We start from the raw sequence: 17753 nt of genomic DNA, 5'->3' as shown, positions 1-17753 counted from the left end.
CTATGATAAAAAACAAACTTAACTGGCTATGCATGCTAGCGGGGTTAAGTCTTGTTTTTGCTTATGCCCCATACGCTTTGTGGTGGCTTTCTTTGATAGCACCGTTAGTATTAATACATGCGGTTAAAGTATCACCAACAGCAAAGCAAGCGGCTATCTATGGCTTATTTTTTGCCTTTGGCTGGTTTGCTAGTGGCATCAGTTGGGTGCATGTAAGTATCGATCAATTTGGCGGCTTGCCGTTGATAATATCATTACTTTTAATGCTTTTGCTTTGTTTGTATTTGGCCATATACCCTGCTCTAGCTTGCTATTTGACCTATCGTTTATCTCAAAAAAACACCATTAATTTATGGCTTTTTCCTTCGTTATGGTTATTTACTGAATATTTACGCTCTGTCGTCATGACAGGTTTTCCATGGCTGTCATTAGGTTATAGCCAAATAAATAGTCCGTTGTCTGTATTTGCTCCCGTGATTGGTGAAGTCGGTATTACATTTATACTGTTATCTTTGATTGTTGCTATTTATCAATTAATCACGTTTATTGCTGCTAGTGGCTTTCAAAAGAAAATCTGCTCGCCTATTCAAGCAGTTACCGTAATCGCTTTAACTTTTGCTCTAACCTTTATAATTAACACCCAACAGTGGGTTAAAGTTACAGGTAAACAAGTATCTGTCGCTCTTATTCAAGGCAATATCGAACAGTCGATAAAATGGCAGCCTGAGCAAGAGTGGCCAACCATGTTAAAATATTTAGATTTAACCAGAGTTAATTACGACGCAGATATTATTATTTGGCCAGAATCAGCAATTCCCGCTATGGAGCCTGCTGTGCAAGACTTTCTTTCTACTGTTAATCAATCAGCCTTATTTAATGAAAGTACTATTATTACCGGTATCATCAATTACAACTTTGAAAGTAAAGAGTATTTTAACGCATTAATAACTCTAGGAAAGAAAAACGCAGACGATGATTTAGGCTACTTTTATAACCATAGTAATCGTTATTATAAAAACCATTTGCTTCCTATTGGTGAATTTGTACCCTTTCAAGAATGGTTAAGACCAATAGCACCTTTGTTTAATTTGCCGCAGTCCTCCTTTTCTCGTGGTAATTATGTGCAATCAAACTTGATTGCCAATGACTTAGCTATTTTGCCCTTAATTTGTTTTGAAATAGCTTTTCCTAGCCAACTTGCGGCAAACTTAACTCAAGAAACTGACATGATCTTAACGGTCAGTAATGATGCTTGGTTTGGCGACTCTCATGGCCCACATCAGCACTTAGATATGGCGAGAATGCGTGCATTAGAATTTGGAAAACCGTTATTACGATCTACTAATAATGGTATTAGTGCGACTATTGATCATTTAGGAAATATATCGGCAATTATTCCACAATTCGAGGAAGCCGTTTTAAAAGCGAATGTCGCCTTAGTTAGCGGCAGTACTCCATACAGCCAATGGCCCAGACTTATTCTTTGGCTAATGATAATTTTTCCTACAACGTTGATACTGTTATATCAACGCTTTATTGCGAGCAATAAAAAAGCTGCTTAATCACTTTTAAACAGCTTTTTTATTTTATTATAGCGTTATGATTTCACTAGGTTTGCTTTGGATAAAGTGAAATTCTATTTCTGCCTTCATCTTTTGAACGATATAAGGCTGTGTCAGCACACTCAATCCATGCCTCATAGGTGTTAATCGTTTTCTCTATTTCAGCAACTCCGATACTAATAGTATATTGAATTTCAATGTCATTATGTTTAACTATCGACTTTTCCACTTCAGAACGTAACCTTTCTGCAAATATTTGGGCATTCTCAAGAGGGGTATCGGCTAATAATATAGCAAACTCCTCTCCTCCATATCGTCCAGAAACATCGGTTTCACGAACATGTTTTCGAATAAGTCCAGATAGGTGACGTATAACATCATCACCAACAAGGTGCCCGTAGCTGTCATTCACCTTTTTAAAGTGATCTATATCTATCATCACTAATGAGCTAGCATGATCACTTCTAGACCAGCGCTTATACTCTGCTTGCAAGCATAACTCCCAGTGAGCTCTATTAAATAATTTAGTTAAGCCGTCTGTTTGACTTAATATCGCTAATTCCTTATTTGCTTGCTCTAAACTGAGTTTATGAATAGCATTGTCAGTAACATCATAAACCAGTAAACATAAATGAGTAACGTCACCTGAAGCAGATAATAGCGGTATAAACGTGGTGTTTTGATACATAAAATCGGCGCTGCCAGTCACAGGACGATAACTATCAAATTTAAATAAATATGGGCGTTGTTCCCAAATGGTAAATGCCTTATTTTTTAATAAAAAAACAGATTCTGCTTTTCGTATAAACCATTCTGGTTGGATTTCATCAAACAGCTCAAATAAACATTTATCTTTAACTTCTCTTGGCAAATATCCACTGTGATTCTCCATAAAGCCGTTAAAGATTTGAATGTTGTACTCTTTATCCAACACGACTAAACCAACGTCAATGTTATGCAACATTTCCATTAACCAATGTAATTCATTTAATTGTGAAGACTCTAATGTCATTCTATTTTCCTGCTATATCAATAGCTAAAAAGTTTTTCGTCGTTAAGCTAATCAAGTAAATAAGACAATTTATTATTTAATGTTAACATTGACGATTCAGTAAATAATAATAGTAAATCACATTTTATCGGGTAATTTTCAATACTATAACTAATTTCAATCGCAAGTGTTTTCTTCCACTTATTGGCATTATTAGCAATCAACTCTGATATTTTACGATGTTGACCTAATACCTCAGGGTGGCCTTGACTAAATTGAATATCTAATTGCTCTGAGATACCCTTTAAACAAGCACCAATAAGTACATTTGCTAAATCCATAAGCAATTCTAACTCTGTACCCATTTGTGCGTCATATTGATAATTAAGTAAAGAAGCTACATCTTTAAAACTTGAATCATTTAGAATCAATAATGCTTCTCCAGAGATACCTGCACTGATAAACCCTTGGCAAACCCCCGAAGTACTATCGTTTGCTTCTACATCCTTTAATGCCATTCTTATTTCACTAACTTCAATAAAGTTAACATTAGGGATGGGTAGCTCAACAAATACATTTAAAAGGCGCGCAAGCAAATCTCCTGCTCTGCCCATCGCTACATTGGCAATTTCTTGATAACAATCACGCATATCGGGCGATAACGTGACCTCAACAACCTCTTCAGTTTTTTCTGGTTCAGCAGAAGCTTTTTCAATTTCAATTGGTTTGGCCGTTACGGACTCTATAGGTTGAGCCATTGTGGGCGAAGTTTGAACAGGTGTTTTTTGAACAGGTGATGGTGAGGTTGTTGGTTTAGTTTGGACCTCTTCTGTGCGCGCTGCACTATAAACGCCGTATGCACTTAATACATTAGTTAAAATATCTTTACTCACGGGTTTTTGAATAAAATCAAGCGCCCCCATACCCGTTACTCGAGCATGAGCTTCAGGTTGAATATCACCTGAGATAACAATGGTTAACGTTGGAAGATCTTCTTTAAGTATCGTCTCTAGCACCTGATAACCATCCATATTAGGCATATTCAAATCAAGTAAAAGCACATCCCCCTTACCCGCCTTTATGGCTTCTATCCCTTCAACTCCATCACTTGCAAAACTAACATCTACATCCCAACCGTCAGGAAGAGAACGCGCAACTTGCTTGCGTGCCATATTAGAGTCATCACAAATTAATAACTTAGTCGACATATTAATATTGACCCTCAATTAACCAATATAAAGAAACTTTATAACTAAAACTTTTTCAAAAAAATATCCTCTCTATTGATAACAATAGAGTATTCAACATAAAAAACAACGTCTATGTAGGCTATAGATAGAATTTATTTAATTAAACAGATAAACTTCACTTACCGTAACATTAATTATTTCAACTGTGCATGAATTTTACTACTCATTTACTAAAACTAACCATATTTTCACTTTTAACTTGCTCGACAACATTAGCTAATAATTTTCAACAATCAGAACTACCAGCAACAAATAACTTAGTCAAAGCAGGTGATAAATATGTCACATTACTTGGAACACAAGTCAATGTTGGCGAACGAGCTCCGAATTTCAAAGTGGTTGATAAAAACTTTGCTCCGATTACTTTGCAAAACTTTTCAGGTCAAACCATTTTAATTTCTGTGGTACCAAGTTTAGACACAGGAGTATGTTCATTACAAACAAAGCGCTTTAATGAAGAAGTTGGAAAATTACCTAAAAACATTAGCTTAGTAACCATATCTAATGATCTTCCTTTTGCGCAAAAACGTTTTTGTAAAACCGAAAAGGTAGATCAAATTAAAGTACTTTCTGATTCCGTATGGCGTGAATTCGGTATAAATTACGGTTTACTAATAAAAGACATGGGTTTACTCACCCGCGCAATCTTCATTGTAAATCAGGAAGGAAAAGTAGTTTACAAAGAGCTTGTCGCAAATATCTCTGAACACCCAAACTATGACAAAGCGTTAGAATTTATTAAAAACACCGCTCCTGTTGTCGTTCTAGATGAAGATAATGACATTGATGAAGCTGAAAAATCAAGCTAACCATACCAAGGGCTTGGGTTGATTAGAGAGTAAAAACTAATCCAAGCCATACCGTCACCGAAGAAAACAAAATACAAAAAACAAAAAAAATAAACCTTTTAACATCAACAACTTAAAAATATTTTTATTTTTATCCTTGAAAATAATCCTTTCATTCCCATCTTTATAATTGTAGTCGCCATAAGGGGCTACATACACACTTTGCCTGTTCACATTGAAAGGCAACGTTAACAATTTTCTGTAACATAGTTAATAAAGTACTAGGCAAGTTACCTTGGTAGTTCTGACTAAACAGCCTCAATTGAGCGTCTTGCAGAAAATATTTATGTTAACGATTTTTTATTGCTAATTTTTTAGGATATTACATTATGCGTACATCTACAGATTTCAGTCCACTTTATCGTTCATTCATTGGTTTTGATCACCTTGCAGGTCTAATAGACAAAGCTTCAAGAGCAGATAAACAATCGAGTTATCCTCCTTATAACGTTGAATTGCTTGCAGAAGATCAATACCGTATTACCATGGCTGTAGCCGGTTTCAGTGAAGAAAACTTAGAAATTGAATCAAAAGATAATACCTTGATTATTATCGGCAACCGAAACCAAGAAACTGAAGGCAAAACAGAAAGAAAATTTTTACACCAAGGTATCGCTGAAAGGAATTTCGAACGAAAATTTCAACTTGGCGAGCATGTAAAGGTTATTGGTGCTTTCATGGAAAATGGTTTACTGCATGTTGACCTTGAAAGAGAAATTCCCGAAGCCCTTAAGCCTCGTAAAATTGCCATAAACGGTAAGAGCTTATTATCAAGTAATTAACCCGTTAATTAGTCACAATGTTATTGTGTTCCCTTTGTTTTTTGCCCAGTTATTGACTGGGCTTTTTATTTATTCGTTATAAATAGTCAATGTTGTTTGAACGATTATTTCCTACATGAGTAACGTCCAACTTCACAAGAAACTAGAGAAAAAATAGCAATTTACGTTGTAATATTAAAAATCTAGTTTATAAAGTAAGTCTGTTAGATCAGGTTGCCATTGAAAACTTGGCATGCTAATGCGATTACCAATCACGACAACGTGTTCATCTTGTAGGTACTGCTTTTGCTTCAAGTGTTGTTCACTACCGAGCGGGAATGAAATTTTTCCTTGGGAATTAATAACTCGATACCAAGGCACAGTTTTACCTTGCCATCCTTCTTTAGGTACCATGCCTAACGCTTTACCAACTAACCTTGCTCTACCCGGTAGACCTGCTAAATCAGCCACTTGGCCATAATTAGCAACTTTACCTGTAGGTATGCATTGCACCGTTTGCCAGACTTGTTGGTAATTTTTATTCATTATCGTCACTGTTTTTATGTCCTTTAAAATATCTAATCGTTGTTTGGCGGAGCTACTTTAAAGACTTCTAGATAATATCGGTCAAAATTAATTAAATCACTTTGTAGTATGTAACGAGTATGTGCCTGATAAAATTTATTGTTTCGATATAACTTAGTTAAAGCGTTATTTACTTTCTTAATCACTTCATGGCCGATTAAACTATCGCTACAAGCGATATGACCAACAATATACTCTGGAATGTTTGCGATAGGTACGTTTGATAAGTTATGTTCCTTTGTATCTCCTGTTAACTCTCTTTTAATTTCAACAGGAAAATCAATCAAAAAATCTATACGACCTTTAATTAACATTTGAATCAACGCATAGTATCGGCCATCACCCGCTCTGGTTAATTTGTTGTGATTAGAGACTTGCTGTAACTGTTTATCAACAGCTTCGCCAAATGATCGACCTTTGGTTATGGCAATAACACTGTCTGGGTAGATATTGAAGAGTACACTTAATGAGCGAAGCTCACCTTGTTCATTAAAAATCCGCGTATCCTTTCCTTCTGCTAATAAACGCTTTTGATCTTTTAAATAATACAAGCGTAACCCTGGAAAAATATTAACAGGAAAGCTGAATACATTGTCTACTTGACGTTCTTCGGTTTTAATTCTATTGGAAATACATACATTTCCCATCCCTTTCATTAACTTACCTGCTCTTGGAATTTGTACCAGTTGGAAATCAATATTGTAATCAGATAACTCCTTTAACACTAAGTTTGTAGTATCTGTACCAATAGAAATATCTTTATCAAACATTTTTAAGTCAGTTAAATCTTTGCCATCGTCAGTCAACCAAATCAAGTCTTTCTTTTCAATACTGGCTTGACACAGAAAGCTGAAGATAATGATAAAAAACAATAAAGTATATTTAACAATACTCAAAAATAACCTCTTAGTATTTTTATTTTCAATGGATACCCTTAAGCATAGCTTTTATCGCTTTAATTTCCTACTTTATAACCTTAAAAGGCACATATTAAGGGCTTGTGAATTACTATCTAAGTAGTTACACATCAGATACTATATGTAATCGTTATTTTATTAACTAACGCATACAACAAGGTACATTATAATGAAAATATGGGTTGATGCTGATGCATGTCCTGTTGTGATTAAAGACATACTCTTTAAAGCAGCAGATAAACGCGCAATTTCTACAACATTTCTAGCTAATCACTCAATTAGGGTGCCACCATCACGTTTTATTAACTTTATGCAGGTCTCTAGTGGTTTTGATGTTGCTGATGATGAAATAGTCAAACGTGTTTCCCAAGGCGACTTGGTGATAACTAGTGATATTCCATTAGCGAGTGACGCTATCAGCAAAGGTGCACTCGCATTAAGCCCTAGAGGCGAGCTTTTTACCATAGAAAATATTAAATCCCGATTAAATATACGCGATTTTATGGATACCATGCGCGCTAGTGGTGTTCAAACGGGAGGGCCAGCAGCACTTAATCAACAAGACCGACAAAACTTTGCAAATCATTTAGATAAAATAATCACTAAGCACCAACAGTCCTGATATCGAATCATTTCTATTTTGCGAAGTATTTGACAAGCCTCAAACTCTCCAAGCATTATATATTCCCCAAATATACGGAATAATAACCTTATGAATGACTTTTATCCTGACATTGAACCTTACAATCATTTTTTATTGCCTGTAGATGACCAACACGAAATTTATATTGAAGAGTGTGGTAATCCAAATGGCCAAACCATCCTCTTTATCCATGGAGGTCCAGGCGGCGGTTGTTCCGCAAAAGACAGACGTTTTTTTAATCCTGAAAAATTTCGTATTATCTTGTTTGATCAGCGCGGGTGTGGTCGCTCGCTGCCACATGGTTGTTTAAAAAATAATACAACTACAGCTTTAGTTGAAGACATTGAAAAAATAAGAAACAAACTAGCGATTAATAGTTGGCATGTTTTTGGTGGTTCGTGGGGCTCAACTTTATCACTTGTCTATGCCCAAGCATACCCTGAGAAAGTGAAAAGCCTTACGCTAAGAGGGATTTATTTAGGTAGAGAGCAAGATACAAATTGGACTTTTGCCGGTGGTGGTGCAACTCGTATTTACCCTGACTATTGGCAAGAATATTTGAACTGTCTTCCAGAAGGTGCAGCACAAGGTACTGTGCAAGCAGCTTATAAAGTCATGATTGGTGAAGACAAAGCGCTTGCGATGAAAGTTGCAAAAGCATGGAGTATCTGGGAAATTCGATGCTGTACTTTAATTCCCGATCAAAAGTTTGTTGATGAAGCAACGGCTGATGAAAGAGCGTGGACACTAGCTCGTCATGAAGCGCACTTTATGTTTAATAAGTGCTTTTTATCTGAAAATCAAATATTGAATCATTGTGGCAAAATCAAAGACATACCTACAACGATCGTTCATGGACGTTATGATATTGTTTGCCCTTACGATAATGCCTGGCAACTACACCTTAAATTACCTAATTCAAGGTTAATTACGAGTGAAGGTGCGGGTCACTCTTCTTCTGAGCCAAATACTAGACACCACTTAATTAATGCAACTAATGCGTTAGTTGACTAAGGCATTAATTGACTAAAGCGTGATTAGTATGAACACAGTTTGGTTGTTCCAAATAAATACCAGTCCCGCTAGCGTTAAAGATAACCATGGCCATAGAACTGAGGTTCCCTCCCCCCTTTTGCTTTGCGTTAAAAACTGCTGATTTAGCGAGTAAACTAGGCAACTTTTTCTTGATTTAAAGGGGGATTAAAGGGGGGTTTTCTCATCGCTGAATTATTCAACAAAGATAAACACGCCCTAGAGCCGTTATTTACTTTTTTCTAACAGAAGCGCTTTAATTTGTGCAAGTTCAGCTTCAAGTTTATCAATTTGTGCTCTACTAGCGGGTTCTCCTCCTTCGCCCGTTTCACCATGTTGTTCAGCACGAAATTTTTCATGCTCTTGCCCCATTACTTCTAAGACGGTACCGACCATCATATTCAAAAAGACAAAAGCAGTTAAAAAGATAAAAGATAAGTAATAAATCCAACTAATAGGAAAAACAGCCATAGTCTCATACATTACATCAGTCCAATCTTCAAACGTTGCCACTCTGAAAAGCGTTAACATCGAAATAGAAACATCACCCCATAGCACTTCATTAATGGTATGAAATAACATACTGCCGATGGCTGCATAGATGTAAAAAATCACAAACATTAATAAAGCGATATACCCCATTCTTGGGATCGCTTTTAATAACGCATTAATGAGTAATCTTAATTCAGGTACCATCGACACTAAACGCAGTACTCTAAAGACACGTAATAATCTTGCTAACAGAACACCTGCACCACCAGCTGGAATTAGGCTACCTATAACAATAACGGTATCGAATATATTCCACCCATTTTTAAAGAACTGCTTTTTCTTTGGATAAGCTAGATAGCGAATCACGATTTCTATCACGAAAAATACTGTTACCCCTAAATCTAAAATACCTAAAATAACAATAGCATTATCAGAGAGGTTGTGAGTTTTAGCACCAATAAGTAAAGCCGATAGAATAATAACCGCAATAATAATCCCTTGAAAAACTTTGCTGTTATCAATTTTCTTAAGCCGTCGTTGTGCTTTAAATACCAAACTATTCATTAACGTTGACCTAATGCTGCATCGCTAACAAATGGGTTTGATTTGCGTTCTTGACCAAATGTACTCATTGGTCCGTGTCCTGGAATAAAACGAACACTATCTCCAAGAGGGAATAAATTATTACGAATAGAATTGATTAAAGTGGAATGGTCTCCTCGAGGGAAATCAGTTCGACCAATTGAACCAGAAAACAATACATCGCCTACTTGTGCCAATTGAGAAGGCCGATGGAAAAAAACGATATGACCAGGCGTATGTCCTGGGCAAAAGTAAACTTCCATAGTGATATGGCCAAAACTTACCGTATCACCTTGTTGTAAAAAGCGTGTCGGTTTAAACTTTTTAGCATAGGAAAAGGCACCACCAAATCGTTGTTTTTGATCTTCTAGCATATCAATCCAAAATTGATCTTCTTTATGTGGGCCTTCAATTTCGACATCATAAAAATTCGATAAATCATGTGTTGCGCCGGCATGATCAATATGTGCATGAGTAATTAAAACTTTTTCTAGCGTTAAGCTGTGCTTTGAAAGTGCCTTTTTAATTTTTTCAATGTCACCTCCAGGATCAACGACGGCTGCTTTTTTAGTTTCTGTGCACCAAAACAACGTACAGTTTTGCTCAAAAGGTGTTACAGGGATAATCTCAAACTGTAATGGGTTAGCTGTTTGCTCTAATGACATAGGATAACTACTTTTCATGGAATAATTTTAAGATTATATCAAAAGACATTTATCAAGATAAATGACATTTTGTCAGTAATTGTGTGTAAATTGCTTAAAATACCACCTGATGGGCTTAATTAACCTTTCACTTGTTCTATTAAATCGTTAAGCTTTGCCTAACTAATTCTCATAACACTTTATTTATGACTGCTTCTTCTCGTGATTCTTTTAAATCTCGCCTCGGATTCGTACTCGCTGCTGCAGGCGCAGCCATTGGTTTAGGCAATATATGGGGGTTCCCAACACAAGCTGCTAACAATGGCGGAGGTGCTTTCTTATTAGTTTACCTTATCGTTACCGTACTGCTTGCTTTACCGGCACTTTATGCTGAAATATATATAGGCAATCAAATCCAGCGAAACCCAGTTGAATCATTAAAACAAGCTTGTGGCGAAAGGTTTGCTAAAACGGGAAAAAATGCTGGTTTAATAGGGCTTGCTGGTGCCTTAATGATGCTTAGTTTTTATACCATTGTCGCTGGTTGGATGTTGGCACATTCACTTTCAGCCCTTGCTCAGTTAGTAAATGCTCATGAATTATCACAATGGCTAGCCTCATCAAGCACGTTACGTAACCTCATTTTCACCCCTATTTTTATTTTACTTACCGCAGGAATAATTCATCAAGGTGTACACGGCGGAATTGAGCGTTGGTCTACTCGTTTAATGCCTTTGTTACTGCTTATGCTCATTGCTTTAATTGTGTTCATTTTACAACAAGAAGGTGCTTTGGCTGGCGTTAGATCATATTTAGTACCTGATTTTAGTCAAGTGACAAACCCAAAATTAATTATTTCGGCCATGGGGCAAGCCTTCTTCTCACTAGCTATTGGTGTAGGTTCAATGATGGTTTATGGCTCTTACATGAAAAAAGATCAGCAGATTGGAAAGCTTGTTGTCTCCATTGCAGCATTAGATACATTAATTGCCTTTATCGCAGGTTTATTGATCATCCCTGCTCTTTTCGTTGCTCAACATGCGGGACAACAGGTTTTTGCTGACGGTAAACTTATCGGCGAAGGACAACTCATTTTTCAAATTCTTCCAGAGCTATTTTCTTCAATGGGCACTATAGGAGTTTTAGTGTCATTCGCTTTCTTTGCTTTACTGTCTATTGCTGCATTAACTTCAACTATTTCATCAACCGAAGTACCTGTCTCTTATTTTGTAGAAACGAAACACATCTCAAGAAAAAGGGCGACTTGGTTAATGTCAGGTGCGGTATTCATTGCAAGTTTGATATTAATTGCCTTCTTTGAAGTCCTCTTTGGTTTGGTTATTCAGTTACTTACAACGATATTACAACCATTAATGTCATTGTTTTACTTTATTGTTGTCGGTTGGTTATGGAAAAGAGGCAATAAATTAACTGACATGGCAAAGTTACAACAAAGTAATCACTTAAAATTACTTGGCTTTTATCTTCGCTTTATATGCCCTGTACTATTGCTTATTGTTTTCGTAAACATTGCTTTTTAAAAGCAGTTTTTAAACATCGCTCTTTAAATAAGCGACAAGGATAAAATTAGCCTGAAGCCTGAAGCCTGAAGCCTGAAGAAAGTATTCCCCCTTTTCTTCAGGTGCCTACCAAAAAACAGCTTTTTTGTCATTCAAAACACCTCTGCATAGAACATTTCTAGCAATTTAATTGTACTATCGTTTAATTTTAAATTAAAAATCTAATTAAAGTGACTTTTTTTGTTATCTATCAGTTACTTTTTAATTTTTTGTCTATACTCTACAAAGTAACTTTATCAATTAAAAAGAATAACGGGGTTATACACCTTATGGTTTCATTTAAGACATTACCTATTCGTTTCAAAATTTTACTCATTCCTATTGTAGGTACCATCGGGTTTGCTATCTACTTGATCACTAGTTTAGTTGCGATGTCACAAATAGTGACTCAACTCGATAAAGCCTATGCGGTTGAGTACAAGTACTTAAAAACATCTGAATTTGGGTTGCTATATTTAGATAAAATTAAAGAAACATTAAGTAGTGCCGTCACTATGGGTGAAGCAGAACTACTTGACAATTCAGACACTTATGCTGATGAATTTAGAAGTAAAATAAAAGCTTCATACGGAATAAACCAAAGTAATACACCTTTTCTTAAACAGTTATTAACCGATTTTGATGACTATTACCAACAAGCGCATTCGCTCTCTAAAGAAATGGTTGATGGCACTATGGATTTCAACACATTGGAAAGCAGAAGTACTTCCATGGTTGATAAGCTCAACAAATTACAAAGTACATTAACAACGTTTCAAAATGAGAAAAACAAATCCTTCAATGATGCTTTTGAATCTGTTAGTAGTCGTGTTGAGTCAACATCTTCTATCGGTATTGGCATAGGCATAATCACAATCATTATTCTTTTTAGCGCTTCATACCCTATTGCAAATTCAATTAATAATAGCTTACAAAGTATCATCTCTTCTTTAAAAAATATTGCCCAAGATAACGGGGATTTAACAGTTCGCTTGTCTACATCAAGTAAAGACGAAATTGGTGATTTAGTCTTCTGGTTCAATAGCTTTATTGAAAAATTACAAAGTGTCATTAAAAATGTAGTCGATACTGCGGTGCCTTTAGCGCAAACAGCAAATAACATTCAAAACCTATCTAATAAAACAATTAGCTCTTTCGAGCGACAAACAGAGAGTATTAATGCCTCTAAACATTCTGTAGAAGAAATGAGTCATAGTGTACAAGCTATAACCTCAAACGCTGCTGATGCTGTTTCGTCTGCTCGCAATGCAAACGATGAAGCAACTAATGGTAAAGGTGTTGTAGACAAAACAGTCTTGGAAATAAGACAGTTATCTGAAGTCATTCAAGAGTCTTCAGAAATCATCAATCAACTTAATGATGACACCAACAAAGTTAACGTAGTGTTAGAAGTTATTCGTGGTATTGCAGAACAAACGAACTTATTAGCATTAAATGCCGCCATAGAAGCTGCTCGCGCAGGAGAACAAGGTCGAGGCTTTGCTGTGGTCGCAGATGAAGTTCGTAACCTTGCTTCAAGAACCCAAGAGTCAACTCAGCAAATTAATCAAATGTTAGATCAACTACAAAGTGCAGCGAGTAAAGCAGTACACACAATGGAGAGTTCAATAACAGGTGTTGAAAATAGCGTAAAAAGTGCAAACCAAGCGGGTGATAGCTTGCTTGAGATCACTGGTGCTATAGGTGCTATATCAACAATGAACGATGAAATAGCTAACTCAACCCAACAACAAGCGGAGGTTTCCACATTAATGGTAAGACATGTTGATGATATACAGCAATCCGCTGAAGATGCGTCAAACGCTTCTTCAGAAATAGCACAAGTCAGTGATGAACTGACAAATCTAGCCTCTGAACTAGAGAAAATTGCGCTACAATTTAAAGTTTAACTAATTAATCACATTGAAACTTAGGTATTTAAACATGAAGAAAAAACTAATCTATACGTCTTTAATGGCAGCTTTGATTTCGTTACCATCTCAAGCTGAAATAACGTTTAATGGCTTTGCCTCTATTGTTGCAGGAACAACAACCTCAAGTAGCGATAGTTTATATGGTTATAACGATAATATTGATTTTAAAGAAGGCTCACTGTTTGCTTTACAAGCTAGCAGTGATCTAGGCGAAGGCCTAGGAGTAACAGTTCAAATTGCGTCAAAAGGCGCTGATGATTGGGAGCCTGAGTTTAAGTGGGCATTTCTCAGTTATGATGCTACTGATGAATTACGTATCCTTGCAGGTAGACAACGTGCGCCTTTTTATATGTATTCTGACTTTTTAGATGTTTCATACGCCTATCCTTGGATAACACCACCAACAGGTGTTTATGATTTGGCCTTTGATACTTATGATGGATTAAGTGCTATTTATACCACCTCATTCAATGAGGTGGATGCATCTTTCCATGCTATTTACGGAAGAACCACCGACAAAATAAATGCTTTTGGTAATGAAATCACACCTGATGTTGGTAATTTAACGGGCCTTTCTTCGACTTTTACTTATAATTGGCTAACGTTAAGAGCAAGTTATTTTATTGCTGATACTACATTACCATTTTCAGACTTAGAAGCATTAGCGCAGGGTTGGCAGCAAGCAGGGTTTGAAGATGTTGCCAACAATACGAGAATTAGTGAAGATTCATCATCGTTTCTTGAGTTAGGTTTTCAAGTAAATTATGACGCGATCATTATTGTAGGTGAATATACTAACCTTGAGATAGACAATTCTCCTTTGCCTGAAGAAGACTCTTATTATGTAATGGCAGGTTATCAATTTGATAATATTTTGGTTCATGTCACCTATGGCGTAGACGATAATGTGAGTGACATTTACACCTCCGATATTCCTTATGGTTTGCATCCAGATATTGATTATTTGAAAGGTACAACAGAAGGTTTCTTATACAGTCAAGAAACCGAAGAAGAGTATGTTACAGTTGGTTTAAGGTACGATTTTCATGATTCTGCCGCTTTCAAATTAGAATATACTGATTTTAGCAACAAAAATAATAGTAACAATGATGCTGGTTTAGTTCGTGCAGCACTAGTTACCGTTTTTTAAGGAGTATAAAATGAAATTTTTTTTAAAAACCGCTCCTTTACTTGCTGGTTTACTAAGTTTCTCTGTGTTTGCTGATGTTGCTGTAATCGTTAACCCAAGCAATAACAGTGAATTAAGTAAAAGTGATATTAGCAAAATATTTCTTGGCAAGAGTAAAACTTTTTCTAATGGCGAATCAGTGGTCGCTGTAAATTTAAAATCAAACAGCGCCACACGAGATAGCTTTCAAAAAGAAGTACTAGGCAAATCAAAATCTCAAGTAAAGGCCTATTGGTCAAAGTTAATATTTACAGGGAAAGGAAAGCCTTTAAAAGAGTTTAATAACGATAAAGAGGTTATCGCGTTTATTGCCTCGACCCCAAATGCAATTGGTTATGTAGACAGTAGCCAAGTAGATGGTTCAGTTAAAGTAGTCAATTAACGATACTAAACAGTCAAATATTTAAGAGGGAATATTGAAAAATATTCCCTCTTTTTATTCTTTATTTATATATTTGTCTATATATCTACTTGTCTAACAGCTCTAGCTCTTCATCCATCAACTCAACTTGCTCGATCTTTTCAAAACGTGTCGAAATTTTATCAGCTGAGGTATGAATTTGTTTTACGTCAGTCGCCGCTTGGTCAATATGTTTAGCTAAGTTGGCAAAACGTCCTTTAAAACGATCAAAGTCTTTAGATAAATGAGACAGATGTGCCTGAATTATATGTATCTGCTTACGTGTAGCTTCATCTTTTAATACTGAACGTGCGGTAGTCAGGATAGCCATTAACGTAGTAGGAGAAGCAAGCCATACTCGTCTTTTATTAGCAAACTCAACTAAATCGCTTTGATGACCATGAATCTCAGCAAAAATTGCTTCAGCAGGTATAAACATAATCGCCCCATCAGCAGTTTCTTTATCAATTAGATACTTATCACTAATGTCAGTTATATGCTTTTTAATATCTGTTTTAAACTGCCTCAAAGCAACTTTCCTTTCTAGCTCTGATAGCTCATTATCCATCATTTTTTGAAAACTCTCTAATGGAAACTTTGAGTCGATGACCACATTACCTGTTGGTTGTGGTAAAAATAACATGCAATCTGCAACCTTTCCGTTAGACAATGCATGTTGCAATTTAAAGCTTTGCTCAGGAAGCACATTACGTAAAAGGGAGTTTAATTGAACCTCACCAAATGCACCACGAGAGCGCTTATCAGCGAGTACTTCCTGAAGGCTTACTACGTTAGTTGATAGCTCTGTAATTTTTTTCTGAGCATCATCAATCAACGCAAGTCTTTGCAGTATATCGCTAAAAGTCTTTGTGGTTTTCTCAAACCCTTCAGCCAGTCGTTTTTCAACTTGACCACTAATGTCTTGTAAGCGTTTATCGGTTGCCTGCGTAAGATCATCAATGCGTTTCGACATTAGCTCACTTGATTGCGCTAAACTTTTTGCCAGCTCTTCTCTATTATCCTTTGCCGTGTTGTTTAAATGATTAATGATCTGATCAAGTGATTGTGTTTGATTTAGATTTAACTGATCTTTTTGCTCTGAAAATTGGCGCAATAATTTAATGCGTAAATCGGCCACTTTTTGCTCTACAACATTTATCAGTGTTAACTCTTGTTTTTGGTGCGATTGTAAGAAAATCGTTTCATTATGCTCTTTTAATTGCTGAATTTGCTTTGAAATTAAATCATCAAAGCATTGTGGCTGGCTCATCTGTTGACGAGCTAATTGTTCTTGTAGTTTCGATAATTTAACAAGAATCATTAATGCTAGTAGCAGAAATACAGATAAAGTGATGATTGTGATTGGGAATAAAGGGTGTTGTATAATAGATAAATCCATACTATGCCTATTTAGGTTTTGCGCTCTAAAACACTGTTTATTATTACAGTAATTGAACTATTAAACCATAGCTTTGTAATTTTCACCAAGGATTAATCTCATTAATATAAGTATTTAGCTATTAACACAGATAAAACTTACCAAAACTCGACTTATCCTAATTGCTCTATTTTCATCACACTTTGTTTAAGCGCAGGTAGTATTACTTCAAGAATTTGTTTCCTCGCCGTTTGCGACATATGTGTACTCACATTAAGTGCTGCTATCACTTCGCCAATATTATTATGTACAGGCACTGAAATAGAGGTTAACCCTAGCTCAAACTCTTGCTCTACCATTGAATAGCCCTGCTCTCTTACTTGCAAAATATCAGCTTTCAACGCAGCTTTGTCAATTAAGGTATATTGAGTGTGTTTTATTAAATCACATTGATTTAAATACTCATCGAGCGCGGTATCAGATAAAGAAGCAAGTAACATTCGACCCATTGAGGTCGATATAGCAGGTAATCTAGTGCCTACATTTAAGGTTATCGACATAATTCGTTTAGTCGTAGCCACACGTGCAACATACACGACATCGTTACCGTCAAGTACCGCTGCTGAACATGATTCATTTAACAATTCAACGAGTTGTTCCATAATCGGTTTAGCATTGTGCCAAACATCTAGCGTTGAAAGATAAGAAAAACCTAAATCAAGTACCTTTGCTGTTAGCGAAAACAACTTACCTTCTTGTTTTGCAAAACCCTCACTCACTAAAGTCAGTAAAAAACGTCGAGTGGCAGCGCGGGTATATCCGGTAACAGTTGCCACTTCAGATAAAGTCATTGCAGGCCTTTGCTGATTAAATGCTTGAATAACTTCAAGGCCTTTAACTAACGATTGTACTAATTCTGTTGGTTTTATTATCTCTTGCACTGATATTTTCTCTCTATTTTTCTATACATTGATATCAAAAAAAGC

General features: G+C 36.1%; 17 protein-coding genes. 9 read left to right on the top strand and 8 right to left on the bottom strand.

What is annotated here, in order from left to right:
- Window positions 1–2: 2 nt before the first annotated feature.
- A complete protein-coding gene (lnt, locus tag D1094_RS13550; protein ID WP_259337964.1) occupies window positions 3–1562 on the top strand; it encodes an apolipoprotein N-acyltransferase in 1560 nt (519 codons plus the stop codon).
- Between the two features lie 46 nt (window positions 1563–1608).
- On the opposite strand, the gene D1094_RS13545 is transcribed toward lnt, so the two are convergent.
- Window positions 1609–2574, bottom strand: coding sequence for a sensor domain-containing diguanylate cyclase (locus D1094_RS13545; protein WP_118960652.1), 966 nt, complete (start codon window positions 2572–2574; stop codon window positions 1609–1611).
- 47 nt (window positions 2575–2621) lie between these two features.
- Entirely contained in the window at window positions 2622–3761 is a 1140-nt protein-coding gene (locus D1094_RS13540) for a response regulator (RefSeq protein WP_118960651.1), read from the bottom strand.
- A gap of 191 nt (window positions 3762–3952) precedes the next feature.
- Between D1094_RS13540 and tpx the strand changes: the two genes are divergently transcribed.
- A complete protein-coding gene (tpx, locus tag D1094_RS13535; RefSeq protein ID WP_118960650.1) occupies window positions 3953–4612 on the top strand; it encodes a thiol peroxidase in 660 nt (219 codons plus the stop codon).
- A 368-nt stretch (window positions 4613–4980) separates the two neighbouring features.
- Window positions 4981–5433, top strand: coding sequence for an Hsp20 family protein (locus tag D1094_RS13530; RefSeq protein ID WP_118960649.1), 453 nt, complete (start codon window positions 4981–4983; stop codon window positions 5431–5433).
- A gap of 174 nt (window positions 5434–5607) precedes the next feature.
- Here D1094_RS13530 and D1094_RS13525 read toward each other — a convergent pair whose 3' ends face one another.
- A complete protein-coding gene (locus tag D1094_RS13525; RefSeq protein ID WP_118960648.1) occupies window positions 5608–5958 on the bottom strand; it encodes an MGMT family protein in 351 nt (116 codons plus the stop codon).
- A gap of 32 nt (window positions 5959–5990) precedes the next feature.
- A complete protein-coding gene (locus D1094_RS13520; protein ID WP_118960647.1) occupies window positions 5991–6893 on the bottom strand; it encodes a hypothetical protein in 903 nt (300 codons plus the stop codon).
- A gap of 190 nt (window positions 6894–7083) precedes the next feature.
- Here D1094_RS13520 and D1094_RS13515 point away from each other — a divergent pair, with 190 nt between their 5' ends.
- A complete protein-coding gene (locus tag D1094_RS13515) occupies window positions 7084–7536 on the top strand; it encodes a YaiI/YqxD family protein (RefSeq protein ID WP_118960646.1) in 453 nt (150 codons plus the stop codon).
- A gap of 90 nt (window positions 7537–7626) precedes the next feature.
- Window positions 7627–8571, top strand: coding sequence for a prolyl aminopeptidase (gene pip / locus D1094_RS13510; protein WP_118960645.1), 945 nt, complete (start codon window positions 7627–7629; stop codon window positions 8569–8571).
- Window positions 8572–8817: 246 nt separating this feature from the next.
- Here the strand turns inward: pip and D1094_RS13505 are convergent, their stop codons facing one another.
- Both D1094_RS13505 and D1094_RS13500 read right to left on the bottom strand, forming a co-directional pair.
- Window positions 8818–9645, bottom strand: coding sequence for an ion transporter (locus tag D1094_RS13505; RefSeq protein WP_118960644.1), 828 nt, complete (start codon window positions 9643–9645; stop codon window positions 8818–8820).
- Window positions 9645–10346: an MBL fold metallo-hydrolase gene (locus D1094_RS13500; RefSeq protein WP_259337963.1), complete on the bottom strand. Its 702-nt coding sequence runs from the start codon at window positions 10344–10346 to the stop codon at window positions 9645–9647. Before D1094_RS13500 ends, D1094_RS13505 begins: the two co-directional genes overlap by 1 nt.
- 167 nt (window positions 10347–10513) lie before the next feature.
- Here D1094_RS13500 and D1094_RS13495 point away from each other — a divergent pair, with 167 nt between their 5' ends.
- From D1094_RS13495 to D1094_RS13480, 4 genes are all read left to right on the top strand, one after another.
- Window positions 10514–11848 (top strand): sodium-dependent transporter, encoded by a 1335-nt coding sequence (locus D1094_RS13495; protein WP_118960642.1) that lies wholly within the window; start codon window positions 10514–10516, stop codon window positions 11846–11848.
- 308 nt (window positions 11849–12156) lie between these two features.
- Window positions 12157–13776, top strand: a complete 1620-nt coding sequence (locus D1094_RS13490; protein ID WP_118960641.1) for a methyl-accepting chemotaxis protein — start codon at window positions 12157–12159, stop codon at window positions 13774–13776.
- A 34-nt stretch (window positions 13777–13810) separates the two neighbouring features.
- Complete coding sequence (locus tag D1094_RS13485) at window positions 13811–14950, top strand: porin (RefSeq protein WP_118960640.1); 1140 nt, start codon at window positions 13811–13813, stop codon at window positions 14948–14950.
- 10 nt (window positions 14951–14960) lie between these two features.
- On the top strand, window positions 14961–15371 hold the full coding sequence (locus D1094_RS13480; protein ID WP_118960639.1) for a substrate-binding domain-containing protein: 411 nt from the start codon (window positions 14961–14963) through the stop codon (window positions 15369–15371).
- A gap of 85 nt (window positions 15372–15456) precedes the next feature.
- Here the strand turns inward: D1094_RS13480 and D1094_RS13475 are convergent, their stop codons facing one another.
- Both D1094_RS13475 and D1094_RS13470 read right to left on the bottom strand, forming a co-directional pair.
- Window positions 15457–16788, bottom strand: a complete 1332-nt coding sequence (locus D1094_RS13475) for a DNA recombination protein RmuC (protein WP_118960638.1) — start codon at window positions 16786–16788, stop codon at window positions 15457–15459.
- A gap of 152 nt (window positions 16789–16940) precedes the next feature.
- On the bottom strand, window positions 16941–17708 hold the full coding sequence (locus D1094_RS13470; protein WP_259337962.1) for an IclR family transcriptional regulator C-terminal domain-containing protein: 768 nt from the start codon (window positions 17706–17708) through the stop codon (window positions 16941–16943).
- Between the last annotated feature and the right edge of the window lie 45 nt (window positions 17709–17753).

The sequence above is a fragment of the Colwellia sp. RSH04 genome (assembly GCF_003545765.1).
Lineage (GTDB): Bacteria > Pseudomonadota > Gammaproteobacteria > Enterobacterales > Alteromonadaceae > Colwellia.
This window is presented reverse-complemented; position numbering and strand designations above follow the sequence as displayed.